This is a genomic window from Frondihabitans sucicola, assembly GCF_030296615.1.
In the GTDB taxonomy this organism is placed as follows: Bacteria; Actinomycetota; Actinomycetes; order Actinomycetales; family Microbacteriaceae; genus Frondihabitans; species Frondihabitans sucicola.
This window is the reverse complement of record NZ_AP027733.1, coordinates 217613-234657: the sequence shown is the minus strand read 5'-3', so window position 1 is coordinate 234657 and position 17045 is coordinate 217613. Positions and strand designations below refer to the sequence as shown.

Below are 17045 nucleotides of genomic sequence, written 5' to 3'. Positions count from 1 at the left end.
ACGCGATAGGGGTTCTCGTTCATCGAACTCCTCGCTTACATGGCGATCGCGGCCCTTCTGATCCTTGCTGCGATCCCGCAGTTCAATCAGTATCGGCAGAAGGCCGTCGTCTCGAACCTCCAGAACGACGTCCACAACGCCTCCCTCGCGGCAGAATCCGCCCTCATTGGCGCGGTCTCGAAGCACTCAGGAGGCGAGGGGGATAGCGGCATTCATCTCACCGCCGCCGCGCCGACCGACGAGATCGCTCTCATCACGGCCGCCGTCGCCACGGTCAAGCTCTCGACCACGACCGACCAGCCCCTCGCCGTCGCGGACGTGGGCAGCGGCGGCTACGCGATCACCGCTTCCAGCACCAAGACCGACATCAAGGCGGTGTACCTCTCGCAGCTCACGGCAACCATGCCCAAGCTCACCCAGGGAATCAACCTCATCGGCAAGGACGGCTCGGTTATCGGGGCGCCCGCCGACAGCACTCCGACCGCGACGCCGACGGGCACGCCGACGCCTACCTCGACGCCGAGCGCACCCGCCGTTGTCATCGACGACAGCCTGGCGCCTGACGGAACCGCCGGGGCCAACACGGCTGGGTCGCACTCGCTCGCCGCTTCCAGCACCTCCACCAACTCGCTCGACTTCGGTACCAAGGGATCGACGCTTCTCTGGACGCAGTCGAACGTCAAGCGCCCTTCGTCGCCGACCTTCGCATCCGACGGAACGCTCGCCTGGGGCACGACGGTCGCGGCAGCCAGCGCGTACGACAAGAGCGGCTACAGCACCCTCCAGCAGAGCGAAGGCGGCAAGGTTCTCGTCTTCCGCACCAACGGTGGCCAGATGCTGTACTCCATCGACGGCGGCACCACCATCAAGACCCTCCCGCTCCCCGCGGGCGCCGTCACTTCGTACGCCCTCTCCGGAGATGGCTCGATCGTCTACGGCATCTGGAACTCGACGCTCTACAAGGTGACCAACCTCGCCGCAGCCACCCCGACCGTCACCAGCGCCCCGACCGGCGTCTCGGGCAACTACGGCAGCTTCAACCCAGCAACGAATGTCGACGGATCGAAAATCGTCTTCTTCAACGGCGCCCTCATCGAATTGTCGACGGACGGCGGCAAGACGTTCAACGTCTCGCTCAACGTCACCACGATGCCCGCGGCCTCCGTCGGCAAGTTCACTCTGACGCAGGTCACGATGTCCCGCGACGGAAGCACCATCACCGCCCTCGGCCACGATGGGAACTACGCTGGCGCCCTCTTCGTGAGCACGGACGGCGGCTCATCGTGGCGTCAGACGACGGGCTCCGGTTCGTCCAACCTGGATCACGTCGCAGTCTCCGGCAACGGTCACACGATGATCAGCGGCTCCGAGAACTCGGGTGAGACCATCACCGTCTCCTTCGACTCCGGCTCGACCTGGCAGAACGTCAAGGGTCAGGTTGCAGGCAGCGCTGGAGGTTGGGCCCAGACGTACGACATCGCCATCTCCGGCGACGGCCACACCTGGATCGCCTCCCAGGGCGGCAACACGAACCGATTCGTCTTCGGCACCCTGTAGCCTCCAGCCCATCTAAACAGAGGCCTCGATCTTCGGATCGGGGCCTCTGCCTTGCGTTGGCCATCCACAATCATTAGCTTGGTTGGGAAGTGGTATTTTGGACTTATAGTTATTACTTGACATAAGGTACATTATCGGCGCACAAGTGTCGGGAATTGCATCTAATGCAGGAACTCCCGCTCAACGACCAGGACAACAAAAAGCCAGGTCGGTGCCGTATTCGGCTCCCAGTGAATAACTATCAGGGACGCTTCTCTTGCCGTCAGATCCGCATAGGCGTAGGTTTCCTGCATTAGATGCAGGAAACCACGATTGGAGAACCGGATGGATGGCGAATTTCCGGGCTTTGTCCCGAAGGTCTTGCTTGATCCTTCTATCGCGTTGTTTCGCGCCGAAGACCGCGTATTCGAGGCGATGGTTGATGGTTGGACGTCGGAGATGCTGGCTCGTGGCAATCAGGTGTCAACGATCAAGGATCGCGTGAGCTTGCTCAGGCGGTTCCAGTCGTTTACCAATGATTACCCGTGGATGTGGGGTCCAGGCGATATCAACGAGTTCGCGGCCGAGCGACTGTCCGGTGAGCGGCCGATCAAGCCCACAACCCTCCGCACCGACTCGAATACGATCGCGATGTTCTGCTCTTATGTGTCTAATCCGGCCTACGGCTGGGTGGCCTTTTGCGAACGGACATTCGACTCAATTCCTTCACAAATCGTGTTCGAGTGGAACAGCCCGCACCACTCGGCCGACGATGCTGTTCCGACAGGCAAACGAGCTTTTACTAAGCCGGAGCTTCAGCTCATCTTCGACTATGTTGACGACCTCGCAGACAGTGAATATGCCCGTGGGTCCAAGCGCTGGCCGAACTTGCTCCGTGACTCCAATGCATTCAAGATCTGCTATGCCTACGGCCTTAGACGTCGGGAACTCACCATGCTCGACACTGTCGATTTCGGACCCAATCCATACGTCCCCGATTACGGCATGTTCGGCGCCCTCACCGTGCGTTGGGCCAAAGGGGTCAAGGGATCGGGTCCACGACGCCGAACGGTACTGACTGTCCCCGAGTTCGACTGGGTGGTCGAGCTAGCCGACAAGTGGATCAGCTCAGAACGCCGCGGACGTTTCTCTCACGCCGACGGATCGCTCGCCCTTTGGCCGAGTGAGCGGGGTAACCGCATCTCCCTCGGCACATTAGGCGACGCGTTCACCGCAGCTCGACGCGCCGTCGGCCTACCCGAAGATCTCGGCCTTCATTGCCTCCGGCACTCCTACGTCACGCACCTGCTGGAGGCGAAATATGACCCGCTGTTCGTTCAGCAGCAGGTCGGGCACGCCTACGCCTCCACCACGAGTCTCTACACCTCGGTGTCCGACAACTTCAAACAGAGAGCGGTCCAGGAAATGATTGCTGCACGCGTTCCAGCCAAGACGGAGACTGCCCATGCCTGAAATCCGCCGAATCGGCTTCCATTGGAAACTCCGTGCCGTCATGGCCCAGCACAACCTCTGGAAGTCCACCGACCTCATGCCGCTGCTAAAATCGAGGGGCGTGAACCTCTCCGAAAGTCAGATTTATCGACTCGTCACCGGCTCCCCCGAGCGCATTCCCGCACGCACTTTCGCGGTACTCTGCGACATCTTCGACTGCACGCCCAATGACCTCTTCGAACCATTTGTCGAGATGCGGGCCGCCGCGACCGCCAACGCGCCAAAGGACGTCGAGGATTTGACTTCCACGCCGGGACAGCCGCTAACGCACCGGGTGCGTCTGAGCCGCGTCGAAGACGATGAGTAGGCCAAAGCAGCCCGAGGACCCGGAGCGCTTTCCGCTTGCCTGCGCGCGCTGTCATGAGCATCGGGCCCTGGCAGCTTTTTTCGGGACTGAAGGGAGCGTCTGCGTCAACTGCTACATGAAAGCCAAGCGCACCCGTGGGGTCTGCGCCTGTGGGCACGAGGGGGTCCTTCCTGGCATGGTTGGGGGCAGCCGGCGTGCCGAGCATGCAGCGGTGTAAAGCTCAACATCGACTGCGTCTCATGCGGAACCGAGGACGAACTCTATTCAGGTGGACGGTGCTGGAACTGCACACTCCGTGAAGCCGTGGATTCCGCCCTGACGAACCCGTCGACCGGCACAATCTCCCCCGCGCTTGTCCCCCTGGCGACGGCACTCAAAGGGATGAAGAGGGCAAACAGCGGGCTCACCTGGATTAGACAGGATCACGTTCAGGCATTCCTCCGCACCCTCGCCACCTCAGACACGATCACTCAGGAGAGCCTTGATGCCCTCCCAAAAACGAAGACGCGCGAATACGTCCGCGGCCTCCTTGTCGAGCACGGAATCATCGTCACCCGCGACGACTATCTCGTCCGCTACACCGCGTGGTCCAACGAAGCCGTCGAGCGACTCGTCCACGCGCCGGATAAAGCTATCGTGGTCCGCTACGTCCGGTGGCAGCACCTACGGCGCATGCAGCAGATGGACGAGGTGACGATCGGCACATTCCTTCGCTCGAAGCAGACCGTCACGGTTGCCATCGACTTTCTTAACTGGCTACATCATGAGGGAGTGCTCTTCGCGGACGTCCGTCAAGCGCATCTCGACGAGTGGATTAACACTGGACCTTCGACACGAAAGATCGCCAATCGATTCCTTCGTTGGGCTATCAAGACCCGTCTCGTAAAGCCCGACTTGACAATTGCACCGCACCGGCGTGGCACGGCCGAGCGACTGGATGCTTCGGCTCAAGGAGCCGCCCTTGAACGCGTCGTCCATACCGACGAGCTGGCGCCCCGTGAGCGAATAGCGGCGACGCTCGTCCTCGTCTTCGGCCAGCAGGTTCGAGACATCGTGACCCTTACCTGGGACCGGGTGCGCATCGAAGACGGTCTCGTCACAATTCGCATGGGCGGGTTCGACATCGACCTCCCGGCTCCCCTCGACGAGCCATGGCGGCAGCTTGCGGCCCACTCGCCGAACATGCAGACCGCGGCCCACCCGCATAGCTCTTGGGTCTTCCCCGGGACCAAGCCCGGCTATCACGTCAACCCGAGTCACATGCGGAACCGGCTAAAGCAATACTTCAGCGCACGCGCCGCGCGCCTTGGTACCCTCCACGAACTCTCCAAACTCGGCCCGATCCCTGTGATCGCCGACGCACTCGGCTATCGGCCGCAAACCATTGAGGCTCACGCAAAAGACTCCGCCTCCGCCTACGCCCGCTATGTCGCGTCGATTCGCAGTGAAGACCAGCCAGATTGAGGGCTTGATTCATGCAGGCTTGTGGATTTCCTCGCGCTGCCTATTTGAATCTCTCCCTCATCCCGACACCAAGGCTCGGTCGGCTCTCAGCTGAGTCCCGCTTCCAGCCGAATACGGGCAAGATCCCTATGCTCGGGTATCCCGGTGATTGACCATGGCTCCGGAACGACAAGGTCATTTTTTAGAAGTTCAGAACTATAGATCCGGAACGGGGTTCCATCCATGGGCTCCAGTCTGATATTCATGCCCTTTGCCGTGCCGCCCAAGAGTCGCCTTCGCACCTCGTCGGCATCCGCGATTTTCATCCTTGGGTGAAAAATGTTTGGTTCGGGTATTAAGACTGGATTGTCCAGCACGTTGACGCCTGAACCTTCTCCCCGGAAACGCTCCGGTTTAAGATGGCACCTCCCGCGTCCAGCAAGACCATCAGGCCCTCGTCCATTGAGCCGCTGAGAGTGGCTTTCATCGAAGAATAGTTAGGGATGAGGGCGCATTTTCCTTCCAGCAGCATCCGTGCGATCCGCGTCCAAATACGCTCCGCAGCCTCAGGCAACTCCTGCGGAAAAGCGAAGGTCACATCGCCCAACTTCTCGATCACAGACAAGTCCTCGGCATACTCGCTCAATTTTGGGTCAGCCGCTCTTAGGTCTGCCCCCTGTGGGAGCGCCGCGCTGACCGACTTTCCACTCAGGGTGAGCCGGAGTCGTTGAGCCCGAGGAAGGGTGTCCATAAAGCGAACTACCCGGTTGACGGCCACGCCGGACCGTCCCACAGCATCAAAGGTCATGTCTGTGGAACCAGAAAGGCTGTCTCGTGGGAAGCGCCAGAACATTGAAAGGACTTCTTCGAAGGACACCTCGATAAAGCCGCCTTCCGTGCCGTTCCCCACATCGGTGCTCGTGCCAGTAAGCCCGCCAAGGTGCGTGCCGTCAGCGGCGTATGAGTCGATGCGGGCTGGTTCACCTTGGTGAGCGTCACGAACGGGGATTACCGAGACTGCATAGCCGCTCTCCGTCCCCGAAAACCAGTCGGCCGGCCCGTCATAGACCAGTGAATGGACGTTCTGCTCCGGCAAGTCGAGACGCGTGCCCCGTCCGTAGCCGAACACATCTTTCGTCAGTTTTGCCAGTTCCGCATCCTCACGGCCGAACAACATGTTGACCGTGATCGACAGCGGTTCCATGTCCGCTGCGTCTTCCTCTTCGCGTACAATTCCCACCCTGGCAATCCGTCGACGACAGCCAGTCGGCGACCCCAGTACAGGCTGAAAGTGTTCTGGTCGGCAATGTACCGAGCTAGCCCGTCGTGGGCCTCTTGAAGAGTTCTAGGTGCTGCATCCTTATGGCCAATCCTTGAAAGGGCCAAGTCCACCGCGCTGCGCACGCTCCAGTCTTGGACGTCGGGATGTTTGGCGAGGAGTCTGTCCAGCTCAACGGAGCCAAGAATGTGAGTTCGAATCGAGGTGCCATCGCTCAGCTTCGAAACCCACTTTTGTTCGGCGTCCGTAAACTCTTCTGGCACCACCAAGGTCCAGTCCGGCATGCCCAGGGCTGTCGCTGTCGTGAACGACTTCTTGATTTGCTTGCGTCGACTGTCACGCCAGCCCCCGAAAAGCCTTCAGGGAAATGCTTCAGTTGAAACACATGGACGACTGAACCAGATGTCTTGTCCCGAAAGACGATGTCGATGCCGCCGTCACCGCCGCGGCCGCTGGGTGCCGAAGCGGCGTATCCGAGGGCGTCACCGTCACGAGTGATAAGCACGTTCACGATTCGCTCGAAGTCCTCGCGGGAAATTGTCCGCCACTGAACTTTTTCGACCACGGACTCTCCCCCATTGCAGCACTGCGTCAATCGTATCGGCGCCAACGCACTGACCAGGGACGAGACGAAATGCCTCACCCTGACGAGGAGGCAGACGCGTCTCCGCGAGATGGAGAACGCTGTTCCGTACGTCGCACTGGCGCGATCGCAGCACGTCGCTCAGTTGTCGTTGGCATTTCGTCGCAGCCGGCGATTTGACTCCGCCGCTGTCACCCAAGCGGCGATCCTTCAAAGCGCATTCTTAGGCGAGGGGCGTCGTTCCTAGTTGGTTCCGGTGACGGTGCTGCGGCGTTCGAGGAAGACGTTGTCTCGCCACTGTCCTGCCCACGGGCCGAAGCTCATCCGCCCAATGCGTTCCCGGATGCCGACCTCTCGGAATCCGTGGGCGGCATGAAGGGCGAGGCTTCCGCGGTTCTCGGGGAAGACCGCGGATTGAATCATCCAGACTCCCGCTGCTTCGGATGTGGTGATGAATTCCGCCAGGAGCAGGTGGCCAACCCCGGCACCGCGGGCGTTCTTGGAGACATAGATGGAGTGCTCGATGACCCCCTGATACACCGGCCGCGACGACACGCTCGACGCGGCCGCCCACCCGACGACGTTGTCCTGCGTGTCCACGGCGACGAGTCGGAGTCCTCGAATTTTTCCGCCATCGAACTCCTCCCAGGACGGAGGCTTGTCCTGGAAGGTCGCGTTACCCGACGCGATGCCCTCGGCGTAAATCCGTTCGACGGCAGGCCAGTCGCCCGCCTTCATCGCACGGATCGTCACCTCGGTCATGCCGGGTTGAGGGTCCGACTGCTGGCGGTGAGGGCGGCGAAGTCGGCACGGTAGTACGCCCATTTGCCGCGCTGTTCGCGGATGGCAAGGCCGGCGTCGACGAGCTGCTTCATGTGATGCGACACCGTGGGCTGCGACAGCCCGACCGGTGCCGTGAGGTCACAGATGCAGGCTTCCCCGTAGGGCTTGCCGCGATGAGTGACAGGAGCCGCACTCGGGTGGGATCGCCGAGCGCCTTGAACACCTTGGCGACGTCTTCCGCTGCGGACGCCGTGAGGGCGTCCTCACTGGTCGGGGCGCAGCACGCCGCGTCGGTGGGCGCGAGAAGCGAGGCACTGGTGGTCATGGCCTCATTCTGCCAGTCGCATTGACATCTGTCGATGTATCGAGCACAGTCGATGTATTGATTGTTGTCGATCCGAGGAGTTTTCCCGTGTCTGATCTTCCCGTTGTCGTCATCGGCGCCGGCCCGCAGGGCCTTGCCGCTGCCGCCCACCTTCTCGAACGTGGCCTTGACCCCCTGGTACTCGAAGCTGGCGACGGCCCGGCGGCCGCTGTGAATGAGTGGGGCCACGTCCGGCTGTTTTCGGACTGGTCAGAACTCGTCGACACCACGGCCGGCCGGCTGCTTGAAGGAACCGGATGGACGGCTCCGGCGAAGGGCTACCCGACCGGAGCGCAGTGGATCAGCCGCTACCTCTCGCCTCTCGCTGAGGCGTTGGGTGACCGGGTGCGGTACGGCACCACCGTGACTGGTATCGGTCGGCAGGGCCGTGACCGGCTGGTGGATGCGGGCCGAAGCGAGCAGCCCTTCACCGTTCACGTCAACGCCGGCGGGACCGAGGAACGCATCACCGCTCGTGCTGTCATCGACGCGTCGGGAACCTGGTCGACCCCGAACCCGCTGGGCGCCGACGGTCTCCCCGCCCTCGGCGAGAAGGCAGCGGCCGCGTTCATCTCCGATCGCATCCCTGACTTCCACGACCATGACCGGTTCGCCGGCAAACACACGGTCGTCGTGGGCAGTGGGCACTCCGCGGCGACCGCGATCAACGAACTCACCCGCGTCGCCAAACAGCACCCCGATACCCGCATCACATGGGTCCTTCGTCGAGGTGGCGTTGGGAACACATTCGGTGGCGGCACGGCCGACGAGCTGCCCGAGCGCGGAGCCCTCGGCGCTCGTGCGCAGAAGTCCGTCGAGGCGGGGATCGTGGATCTCGTCACCGGGTTCCGCGTCGAACGAATCAACACCACCGACACCGGCGCCGTCCTCATCTCCGAAGACGGACGCGCCCTGCCCGAGGCAGACCTCGTCGTCGCCCTGACCGGGTTCCGACCCGACCTGTCGTTCCTGTCGGAGGTGCGCCTCGAGCTGGATGCCACGTTGCAGGCACCCATCCGAATCGCGGCGGAGGTCGACCCCAACGTACATAGCTGCGGGTCCGTCCGAGCCACCGGAGCTGCGGACCTGGCACAACCGGAACAGGATTTCTACCTCGTCGGCGCGAAGTCCTACGGCCGCGCGCCCACGTTCCTGGCGATGACCGGATACGAGCAGATCCGCAGCGTCGTCGCGGAACTGGCCGGCGACCACGAGGCCGCCGCCCGCATCGACCTCATCCTCCCTGACACCGGCGTGTGTGGCGGGGCAGGGTTGTTCGACGACCCCACCGGCGCCAGAGGCGGCGCCTGCTGCGCCCCTGCATCGACACTTCTGCAGATCGGCCGTGCCCCCGTCACCGCTTGAGCGAACCAGTCGCCGCTAGGCGGGGGCGAGACGGGGCGCAAGTTCCTGGATGCGGTGTTCGAGGTCCGTGAAAGCGGCCTCGAATGCCGCATCCGTGCCCAGACGGACAGGGTCGGGGATCGACCAGTGCAGCCCGGACGGGACGGAGAGTTCCTCATGGGCGTTGTCGCAGACCGTGACCACGAAGTCATCCGGCGCGAGAACGTCAGAGAGCATTTGCGGGGTGGCCTCTTGCAGGTTCAGGTGGTGCCGCTTCGCTGCCCGGATAGCGCCCGGTTCGACGCGCTCGGCGGGGTGAGTTCCCCCGGATGCGGCAGGGATACTGCTGGCGCTGGCCCACAGCGCTGCGGCGAGCTGTGACCGGGCGGAGTTCCCGGTGCAAACGAACACAACCCGGTGGCCGGCGACCGAGGATGTCGGAGTCAGCCCCGACAAGGAACCTGGGGCGAGGTGGAGATAGCTGCGCCTGCGGTCGCCCTCTGACCGGACCCGAACCAGAATGCCCACGCCTTCCAGCACCTTCAGGTGATGCGCCACGAGGTTCGAGGGCATGCCGAGCTGCTGGCTCATGTCGGTCGGGGAGACATCCCCAAGGGTTAACAGGTCGACGATCCGTAGGCGTGCCGGATCGGCCAGGGCGGCATGTTTCGCAGCCCGCGCCTCGATCATCTCTGTTAGCTCAGCGTTCATTACCTCAATCTTGACTGAGGTACCGTCTTGGCGTCAAGATGTGCAAGTGCCCTTCTTGACCCCGATCCCACGCACCGATCTCCTGCGCCGCCTGCTGGCGGAGCTGCTCGGGACGGCTCTTCTGGTGACGGTCGTTGTCGGTTCGGGGATCATGGCCCAGCAGCTCAGCCCGCGCGACGTCGGGCTGCAACTGCTGGAGAACAGCCTCGCTACCGCTTTCGGCCTGACGGTTCTGATCCTGATGCTCGGTCCGATCTCGGGGGCGCACTTCAACCCGGTGGTCACGCTGGCGGACTGGGCTCTTGGCCGTCGCACCCGCACCGGGCTCCGTTCAGCGATGGTCCTTCCCTACGTTGTCGCGCAGGTCGTTGGGGCGATCCTCGGAGCAGTCCTGGCGAACACCATGTTCGACACCCGCACGACCATCGCAACCACGCACCGCGCCACTGGCGGGCATCTCCTCGGGGAGATCGTCGCCACGGCAGGGCTGATCCTGGTGATCTTTGCCCTCGCACGCACCGGCCGCGGGGCCCTGGCTGCTCCTGCGGTCGGGGCGTACATCGGGGCGGCGTATTGGTTCACCAGCTCGACTTCGTTCGCGAACCCTGCCGTGACCATCGGCCGGATCTTCACCGACACCTTCGCCGGCATCGCCCCCACCTCCGCCCCCGCCTTCATCGGCGTCCAGCTGGTGGGAGCCGCGGTCGGCTGTGCCCTGCTTCTCGTTCTCTATCCCGACGTCGCCCGGTCCGCCGACGACGTCGTCATCCCGCACCTCGACCAGGCGTCCGCCTGACCCGCCCCGAAAGGCCCTCTCATGCATCTCGTTGCCATCGGCGGATCGGACGCCGGCATCTCCGCCGCCCTCCGCGCCCGCGAACTCGACCCGTCCGTAGACGTGACCGTGGTCGTCGCGGACGCTTACCCGAACTTCTCCATCTGCGGGATTCCGTACTTCTTCTCCCGCGAAGTGCAGCCCTGGCAGTCCCTCGCTCACCGCACCCATGCCGACCTCGAAGCGACCGGGATGAACCTCCGGTTGGAGACGTTCGCGACGTCGATCGACGTCGTAGGTCACCGCCTCGCCGTCCGCGCCCTCGACGGCACCGGATCCCTCATCGCCTACGACGCCCTCATGGTCGGCACCGGGGCGCTGCCCTCCCGCGCCGGCATCGACGGCCTCGACATCCTGGGGCCGGACGACGGGGTGCACGTCATCCACTCCATGGGCGACACCTTCGCCCTCGACCGGTTCCTCGAGACCCGGAACCCTGAGACCGCGATCATCGTCGGCGCCGGCTACGTGGGCCTTGAAATGGCGGAAGCGTTCACCGTCCGCGGCATCAAGACGACCCAGATTCAGCGCGGTCCGGAAGTGCTCTCCACCCTCGACCCCGAACTCGGCGCCCTCGTTCACACTGAACTCACCGACCACGGCGTCACCGTCCTCACGGACACCATCGTGAACCGCATCGACAAAACCGGCGACAGCCTCACCGTCAGCGCCACCCACCAGGGCACCCCCGTCACCCACACGGCCGACGTTGTCCTGGTTGTCGTCGGGGTCCGCCCGAACACGGACCTCCTCGAGCGCGCCGGCGCGACGCTTGGTGCTGGCCGGGCGGTCGTCGTCGACGACACGATGCGGACGGGTCTTCCCGACGTGTTCGCGGCCGGTGACGGGGTCACCACCCACCACCGCCTCCTCGGCTTGACGTATCTCCCTCTCGGGACGACGGCTCACAAGCAGGGCCGCGTCGCCGGCGAGAACGCCCTCGGTGGCACCGCCCGGTTCGCGGGATCCGTCGGCACTCAGGTCGTGAAAGTGTTCGACCTCGTCGCCTCCCGGACCGGCCTTCGCGAACACGAAGCCGCCGCTGCCGGGTTCGCCCCCGTCAGCACGACCGCGATCGCGGATGACCACAAGAAGTACTACCCGGGCGCGCAACCGATCTCGATCCGCGTCACCGGCGACAGCCGCGACGGCAAACTCCTCGGCGCTCAGCTCGTCGGCCGTCTTGGCACCGAGACCGCCAAACGCGTCGACACGTACGCCGTCGCCTTGCACGCCGGCCTCACCGTGGAGCAGGTCAGCGAACTCGACCTCTCCTACACACCACCGCTCGGTTCCCCGTGGGACGCGGTGCAGATCGCCACCCAGGCATGGTCCCGCGAGCACCGCCAGGCGGTGACCGCATGACCGACAAGCCCACCGTCTTGTTCATCTGCCAGCACAACGCCGGCCGCTCCCAACTCGGCGCAGCCCTCCTCGAACACCTCGCCGGAAACGACTACACGGTCACCTCAGCGGGGATCGCGCCCGACAAGACAGTGAACCCGGCCGTCGCGGCGAGTATCGCGGAGCTGGGGATGGACATCAGCCAGCGGGAACCGCGGGCCGTCACCGTCACCGACCTCCAAGAGGCCGACGTCGTCGTCCTCATGAAGCCTGGCCTAGTCTTGCCGAGCACGCCCGCGGGACGGGTGTTGGAGTGGTCCTTCCCGAATCCGGAGAACTGGGACGTGGACTCCGTCCGGCCCTTGAGGGAAGCGGTCGCGGCGCGCATCACCTCCGACCTGTTCGCCTGACGCTATGACCTGGAGGGGAGCTAGTCGTCCTCTTCCGCTTCGCGTTCACCGGTCAGCACGGATACGGGAACGGTGCAGCTGTCGCCCTTCCATGCCTCGACGCCTTCTTTGACGGCGAAGCCGACGACGACGAGGGCTGCGATGGGGTCGGCCCAGGTCCACCCGAACAAGCTGTTGAGCAGGAGCCCGACGAGGACCGCCGCGGACAGGTAGGCGCAGATGAGGGTCTGTTTGGAGTCGGCGATCGCGGACGCCGATCCCAGTTCTCGTCCGGTGCGGCGTTCGGCAAGGCTCAGGGCAGGCATGATCAGCAAGCTGATGACGGTGAGGACGATGCCGATGGGGCTGTGCTCGGCCTGACGGACGCCTGTTAGCGACAGGGCGGCGTCGATGGTGACGTAGATCGCGAGAGCAAAGAACGAAATTGCGATGACGCGGAGGGCGGTCCGCTCCCTGGCCTCGGGATCGCGGGCGGTGAATTGCCAGGCGATTGCCGCGGCGGAGAGGACTTCGACGATGGAATCTAGGCCGAAGCCGACGAGGGCTGCGGAGGAGGCCATGGTACCGGCGGTGATCGCGACGACCGCCTCGATGGCGTTGTAGGTGATGGTCGCCGCGACGATCAGCCGTATCCGGCGGCGTAAGATCCGGGTACGAGGCGGGACAGCGAGGGCTTCGGTGCTGGTCATGCGTGGTCCGTTCCGGGTTCGTGGGCGGTGTGGCCGGCGGGTTCGAGTTGGAAGGTGCTGTGCTCGACGTCGAAATGGCCGACCAGGCACGCTTGCAGTTCGTCGAGGACTCGGGGTGCGTGGCCGTCCTGGAAGCACTCGTCCGTCAGGGTCACGTGCGCTGACAGGGCGGGGAGGTCCGAGGTGACGGTCCACGCGTGGAGGTCGTGGATTGCGAGAACGTGGGCGGGTTCGAGTAGGTGCCCTCGGATGGCGTCAAGGTCCACACCTTCTGGGGTGCCCTCGAGGAGGATGCGGCCGGAGTCTTTCAGCAGCCCCCACGCCGCATGCAGCATCAAGACCACAACGATCAGGGAGGCGATGGAGTCGGCGCGGGTGAAGCCGGTGACGAGGATGACGATCCCGGCGACGACGGTGGCGATGAACCCATACAGGTCGGTGAGGATGTGCTGGAAGGACCCTTCGACGTTCAGGCTCTGACGGTTGGCTTTCGCTAGCACCCACACGGCGACGAGGTTCACGGCCACTCCGAGGAGCGCGACGACGAGGACCGGGCCGCCTTCGACCTCGGGTGGGTCGAGGAGGCGTCGGATGGCTTCGACGGCGACGATGCCACTGATGACGACGAGGGTGACGCCATTCACCGCGGCGGAGAGGATCTCGGCGCGCTTCAGCCCGAATGTCCACCTTGAGCTGCTGGGGCGGGCAGCGAGTCGGATCGCGACGAGCGACCCGGCGAGGGCGGCGGCGTCGGTGAGCATGTGACCGGCGTCCGAGAGCAGTGCCAGCGAGCCGGAGATGATGGCGACGATGACCTCGATGAGGAGGAAACCGACGATCAGGGCCAGGGCGATGCTGAGGAGCCGGGTGTTCGCGTCGGGGGCGGCCCCGTGGCTGTGTGCTTTGTCGTGCTGGTGGGTGTCGGTCACTGGTCGGTTCCGGTGGTCTCGGGGTGGATCGCGACCGTGTGACCGGTGTGGGTGAGCCCGAGGTCGAGGAGCATCCGGACGTGGCCGTCGTCGAGGCGGTAGTACGCCATCCGCCCACGACGTGCGACCGACACCACCCGGTGCGCCCGAAGGAGCCGGAGTGCGTGACTGACAGAGCTTTCGCTCATCGCCGTTGTCGCCGCGAGATCGCACACACATCTCACCGCCTTCGAGAAGAGACATCAGAAGGCGAAGCCGGCCTGGGTCGCCGAGAAGAGAGAACACGTCCGCCAGCTCGACGACGTCTTCCGCGTCGGGCAGGCTGCGTCGAACCAGGTCGACCTTGTCCGGGTCGACCATCTTCAGCTCGCAACTATCGATGCTCGCCAGATCGCTCGCCATGCCGACTCCTCATCTGATCACTTGTTCAGATGACCGTAACAGGCCGACGAGCCCTAGTCACGCAGCCGCCCCTTGCAGGTCAGTCTGAATTCATGTCACAATGGTCCTGCGCTTTTAGCGCGTGAAAAACAGCCGGCCCTTGGGTCGGTTTTTTTGTGCCCGAAAACGGTCGCCTCTTTGCGCCATCGGTCAGCACACCCACCGCGAGGCCACCGCACCGGCGGCACCTCGCTGTTCTCGCCCGCGAGAAACATCAGCCTCGGACCCGCACGCCGCGAGGTTCGTGAGCCGACCCCTGGGTCGGCAGCATCAACGGTGGAGGTTCCATGCTCCAGCTGTCGATTGAGATCCCTGCTGCCGCGGGCTACGCAATCGGATTCGCCGTCGCAACAGGCATCATCGCGACCGCCATCCGTACCGCGTGGCCCGTGCTGAACGACAAGGCTGCACGCCGCGTCGCTCGCATGCACCGGGCGAAAGCCGCTCGCAAGAGCGACTAGCTCAAAAAACGCACCCCTCCATCGTTAAGGAGAGCTCTGTCTTCAGGTGTGCAACAAACGACCGTCCACGAGACAGTCACGCAGAGCTGCTCAAGAGTCGGCGCGTCATGTCCCATGGCCCGTGTCCGCGACCTATGTTCCGTAAGACACGTTCGAGGTACAGTTCTGCCATGGCATCCGTCGGCTACGCCCGCGTCTCCACCCAAGAGCAGAACCTCGACGCACAAACGGACGCCCTCGAGGCGGCCGCCTGCGACAAGGTGTTCGTCGAGCATGCCTCCGGGGTTCTCGCGAAACGGCCCGCCCTGGATGATGCCCTCGACTACCTCCGCGAAGGCGACACTCTAGTCGTCACGAAACTCGACCGACTCGGCCGCTCCGTCCGGAACCTGAAAGAGATCGCTAACGGACTCGAGCGCCGCGGCGTTGGCCTCAGAGCCCTGTCGCAGGGCATCGACACGACCACCCCCGGCGGCCGGCTGTTCTTCCACATGCTCGCGGCCATTGCGGAGTTCGAGCACGACCTCATCGTCGAACGCACGAAGGACGGTTTAGCTGCCGCCCGAGCCCGCGGCCGAAAAGGCGGCGGGCGTTCAAAGATGACCGCCACGAAAGCCAAGCAGGCCCGAGCGATGTACGACGAGAAGACCTATACCGTCCAGCAGATTGCTGACACCTTCGGCGTCTCACGCGGCACCATCTACCGGCACCTCGAAGAAGACATCAGCTCCATTTAGCCCGAGGACCGCTCCACATCACGAGCGTCCGCGAAGGCCTTAAGTGGGTTCCGCTTGAGTGCCCTAGTGGGTCCGAGACACTTTGACATAGTCGTCTTTCGCTTCACGTTCACCCGTCAGCACGGACACAGGTCCAAGCGGCATGAAAAACACACATCGAGAGACAAGCGGGAACCGGCCAATCGACGTGGCAATCCTGCGGGCTATCCATATCTGGACTTACGACATCAAAACGACCAAGGATCCAGGCGCGTGATGGCGAGTACGGCGGAGTCATCCGCATTGCCCACGAAGCCTCCACCCACCGATATTTCCCCTTGCCATGCAATTGTCGCGCCGACGCGGCACTTTTCAATTTCCGGAAGGCGGAGGCGAGTTCTGTCGAAAAGAAGTTCGCCGTCATCGTCGGTCGCCGCTTCGCGGATAGTTCGGTCACCCATGTCGAAGATGAAATTGTGATTCTCAGTTTGCACGTGCCAGAGACCTTGGTCGTTGTCGCGCAACTCAACGATCTGCTGCCCGATGTGGACGACGTCAGTGATTTCCGAAGGACTTTGACTCAAGGGAAATAGCTCTCCGACGCCCTGGGCCAAGAATGCAAGGCTGTCAAAGATATCGACCGCAATCATCAACGCGCTGCCGGAGTGAGTCTCGATGCTGATTTGATCTCCTCGACTGGCAACGTCGGCGACCAGGTCGGTGAATTGGCCAGAAGCGTCGTGGACGGAAATCGATCGTCGCGCAGGGAACTGTCCCGATGGCGTCACGTCGGCCTCACTCTCCGATGTGAGGGAGCTTCTCTCGTCGAGACGGTAGATCCCCGTGACGGCTGATCTAGAGGATCTCTGCGTCACTTCCCCTATCCGGGCAGTAGACCAGGTCGCCACGGCTCCGACGCTGACCTCGACAATGGCGCCGAAGCCTTCACGTCCCATTGGGGTTCCACCACTTCCCGTCCGCTGGCCATAGAGCTGCCGGGCATCCATGTCGAAGATGAACAACTCGTCAGAGGTTCCGACCTTCCACGTGCCGGAGTCGGAATCGTAGAGATCTGTGATGGAGTCCCAGCGCGAGGTGTGCATGCCCGCATCGACGCGCTGGATATCGGGCTGGTTGAGAGCGACCAGCTCGGTGACGAGCGGGATCCAGGGTGCGAGATAGCTGGACGGGAGGAGAACGGCTCCGCCCCATCGTGACGTCGCCAAGATGGGTTCGCATCGGGAGATCACCGACGCGAGCACGCGCTCCAGGCCCTGCTGTATGTCGACTGCGGGTCTCGTCAGCACAATCGCCTCCCTGTGAGTCGGGAGATGGTCGTCCGCGAACCTCGTTGCCAC

General features: G+C 63.6%; 18 protein-coding genes and 1 pseudogene. 10 read left to right on the top strand and 9 right to left on the bottom strand.

What is annotated here, in order from left to right; translation table 11 throughout:
- The first annotated feature begins 39 nt into the window (after positions 1 to 39).
- From QUE79_RS23325 to QUE79_RS23310, 4 genes are all read left to right on the top strand, one after another.
- On the top strand, positions 40 to 1557 hold the full coding sequence (locus QUE79_RS23325; RefSeq protein ID WP_286346881.1) for a hypothetical protein: 1518 nt from the start codon (positions 40 to 42) through the stop codon (positions 1555 to 1557).
- A gap of 324 nt (positions 1558 to 1881) precedes the next feature.
- Positions 1882 to 3009 (top strand): tyrosine-type recombinase/integrase, encoded by a 1128-nt coding sequence (locus QUE79_RS23320; RefSeq protein ID WP_286343507.1) that lies wholly within the window; start codon positions 1882 to 1884, stop codon positions 3007 to 3009.
- Positions 3002 to 3355 carry a helix-turn-helix domain-containing protein gene (locus tag QUE79_RS23315; protein ID WP_286343508.1) on the top strand — a complete coding sequence of 118 codons (354 nt, stop codon included), beginning with the start codon at positions 3002 to 3004 and terminating at the stop codon, positions 3353 to 3355. The genes QUE79_RS23320 and QUE79_RS23315 overlap by 8 nt, the downstream gene beginning before the upstream one ends.
- Before the next feature lie 303 nt (positions 3356 to 3658).
- Positions 3659 to 4819 carry a site-specific integrase gene (locus QUE79_RS23310; protein ID WP_286346880.1) on the top strand — a complete coding sequence of 387 codons (1161 nt, stop codon included), beginning with the start codon at positions 3659 to 3661 and terminating at the stop codon, positions 4817 to 4819.
- Positions 4820 to 5153: 334 nt separating this feature from the next.
- Here QUE79_RS23310 and QUE79_RS23305 read toward each other — a convergent pair whose 3' ends face one another.
- The 4 genes and pseudogenes from QUE79_RS23305 to QUE79_RS23295 form a co-directional block, all read right to left on the bottom strand.
- Complete coding sequence (locus tag QUE79_RS23305; protein WP_286346879.1) at positions 5154 to 6038, bottom strand: hypothetical protein; 885 nt, start codon at positions 6036 to 6038, stop codon at positions 5154 to 5156.
- A gap of 253 nt (positions 6039 to 6291) precedes the next feature.
- Positions 6292 to 6642: a restriction endonuclease gene (locus tag QUE79_RS26025; protein WP_350271754.1), complete on the bottom strand. Its 351-nt coding sequence runs from the start codon at positions 6640 to 6642 to the stop codon at positions 6292 to 6294.
- A 261-nt stretch (positions 6643 to 6903) separates the two neighbouring features.
- Positions 6904 to 7422 carry a GNAT family N-acetyltransferase gene (locus tag QUE79_RS23300; RefSeq protein WP_286343511.1) on the bottom strand — a complete coding sequence of 173 codons (519 nt, stop codon included), beginning with the start codon at positions 7420 to 7422 and terminating at the stop codon, positions 6904 to 6906.
- Positions 7419 to 7768, bottom strand: a pseudogene (locus tag QUE79_RS23295) (ArsR/SmtB family transcription factor). Before QUE79_RS23295 ends, QUE79_RS23300 begins: the two are co-directional and overlap by 4 nt.
- An 87-nt stretch (positions 7769 to 7855) precedes the next feature.
- Here QUE79_RS23295 and QUE79_RS23290 point away from each other — a divergent pair.
- A complete protein-coding gene (locus tag QUE79_RS23290) occupies positions 7856 to 9172 on the top strand; it encodes an NAD(P)-binding domain-containing protein (protein WP_286343512.1) in 1317 nt (438 codons plus the stop codon).
- 15 nt (positions 9173 to 9187) lie between these two features.
- Here QUE79_RS23290 and QUE79_RS23285 read toward each other — a convergent pair whose 3' ends face one another.
- Entirely contained in the window at positions 9188 to 9862 is a 675-nt protein-coding gene (locus tag QUE79_RS23285; protein ID WP_286343513.1) for an arsenate reductase/protein-tyrosine-phosphatase family protein, read from the bottom strand.
- Positions 9863 to 9908: 46 nt separating this feature from the next.
- Between QUE79_RS23285 and QUE79_RS23280 the strand changes: the two genes are divergently transcribed.
- From QUE79_RS23280 to QUE79_RS23270, 3 genes are read left to right on the top strand one after another with little or no spacing between them, the layout of a single operon-like run.
- Complete coding sequence (locus QUE79_RS23280) at positions 9909 to 10658, top strand: aquaporin (RefSeq protein WP_434010999.1); 750 nt, start codon at positions 9909 to 9911, stop codon at positions 10656 to 10658.
- Positions 10659 to 10679: 21 nt separating this feature from the next.
- Positions 10680 to 12062: an FAD-dependent oxidoreductase gene (locus QUE79_RS23275; RefSeq protein ID WP_286343514.1), complete on the top strand. Its 1383-nt coding sequence runs from the start codon at positions 10680 to 10682 to the stop codon at positions 12060 to 12062.
- Positions 12059 to 12451, top strand: coding sequence for an arsenate-mycothiol transferase ArsC (locus tag QUE79_RS23270; RefSeq protein ID WP_286343515.1), 393 nt, complete (start codon positions 12059 to 12061; stop codon positions 12449 to 12451). The genes QUE79_RS23275 and QUE79_RS23270 overlap by 4 nt, the downstream gene beginning before the upstream one ends.
- 20 nt (positions 12452 to 12471) lie before the next feature.
- On the opposite strand, the gene QUE79_RS23265 is transcribed toward QUE79_RS23270, so the two are convergent.
- The 3 genes from QUE79_RS23265 to QUE79_RS26020 are packed head-to-tail and all read right to left on the bottom strand — an operon-like array spanning position 12472 to position 14257.
- Positions 12472 to 13140: a cation diffusion facilitator family transporter gene (locus QUE79_RS23265; RefSeq protein WP_286343516.1), complete on the bottom strand. Its 669-nt coding sequence runs from the start codon at positions 13138 to 13140 to the stop codon at positions 12472 to 12474.
- The gene (locus tag QUE79_RS23260; protein WP_286343517.1) at positions 13137 to 14069 is read right to left on the bottom strand and encodes a cation diffusion facilitator family transporter; all 933 of its coding nucleotides are present in this window, start codon (positions 14067 to 14069) and stop codon (positions 13137 to 13139) included. Before QUE79_RS23260 ends, QUE79_RS23265 begins: the two co-directional genes overlap by 4 nt.
- Complete coding sequence (locus QUE79_RS26020) at positions 14066 to 14257, bottom strand: hypothetical protein (RefSeq protein ID WP_350271543.1); 192 nt, start codon at positions 14255 to 14257, stop codon at positions 14066 to 14068. The genes QUE79_RS23260 and QUE79_RS26020 overlap by 4 nt, the downstream gene beginning before the upstream one ends.
- A 540-nt stretch (positions 14258 to 14797) precedes the next feature.
- Between QUE79_RS26020 and QUE79_RS23250 the strand changes: the two genes are divergently transcribed.
- Positions 14798 to 14971, top strand: coding sequence for a hypothetical protein (locus QUE79_RS23250; protein WP_286343518.1), 174 nt, complete (start codon positions 14798 to 14800; stop codon positions 14969 to 14971).
- Positions 14972 to 15141: 170 nt separating this feature from the next.
- Complete coding sequence (locus tag QUE79_RS23245) at positions 15142 to 15708, top strand: recombinase family protein (protein WP_286343519.1); 567 nt, start codon at positions 15142 to 15144, stop codon at positions 15706 to 15708.
- Positions 15709 to 15935: 227 nt separating this feature from the next.
- Here the strand turns inward: QUE79_RS23245 and QUE79_RS23240 are convergent, their stop codons facing one another.
- Entirely contained in the window at positions 15936 to 17045 is a 1110-nt protein-coding gene (locus tag QUE79_RS23240) for a hypothetical protein (protein WP_286343520.1), read from the bottom strand.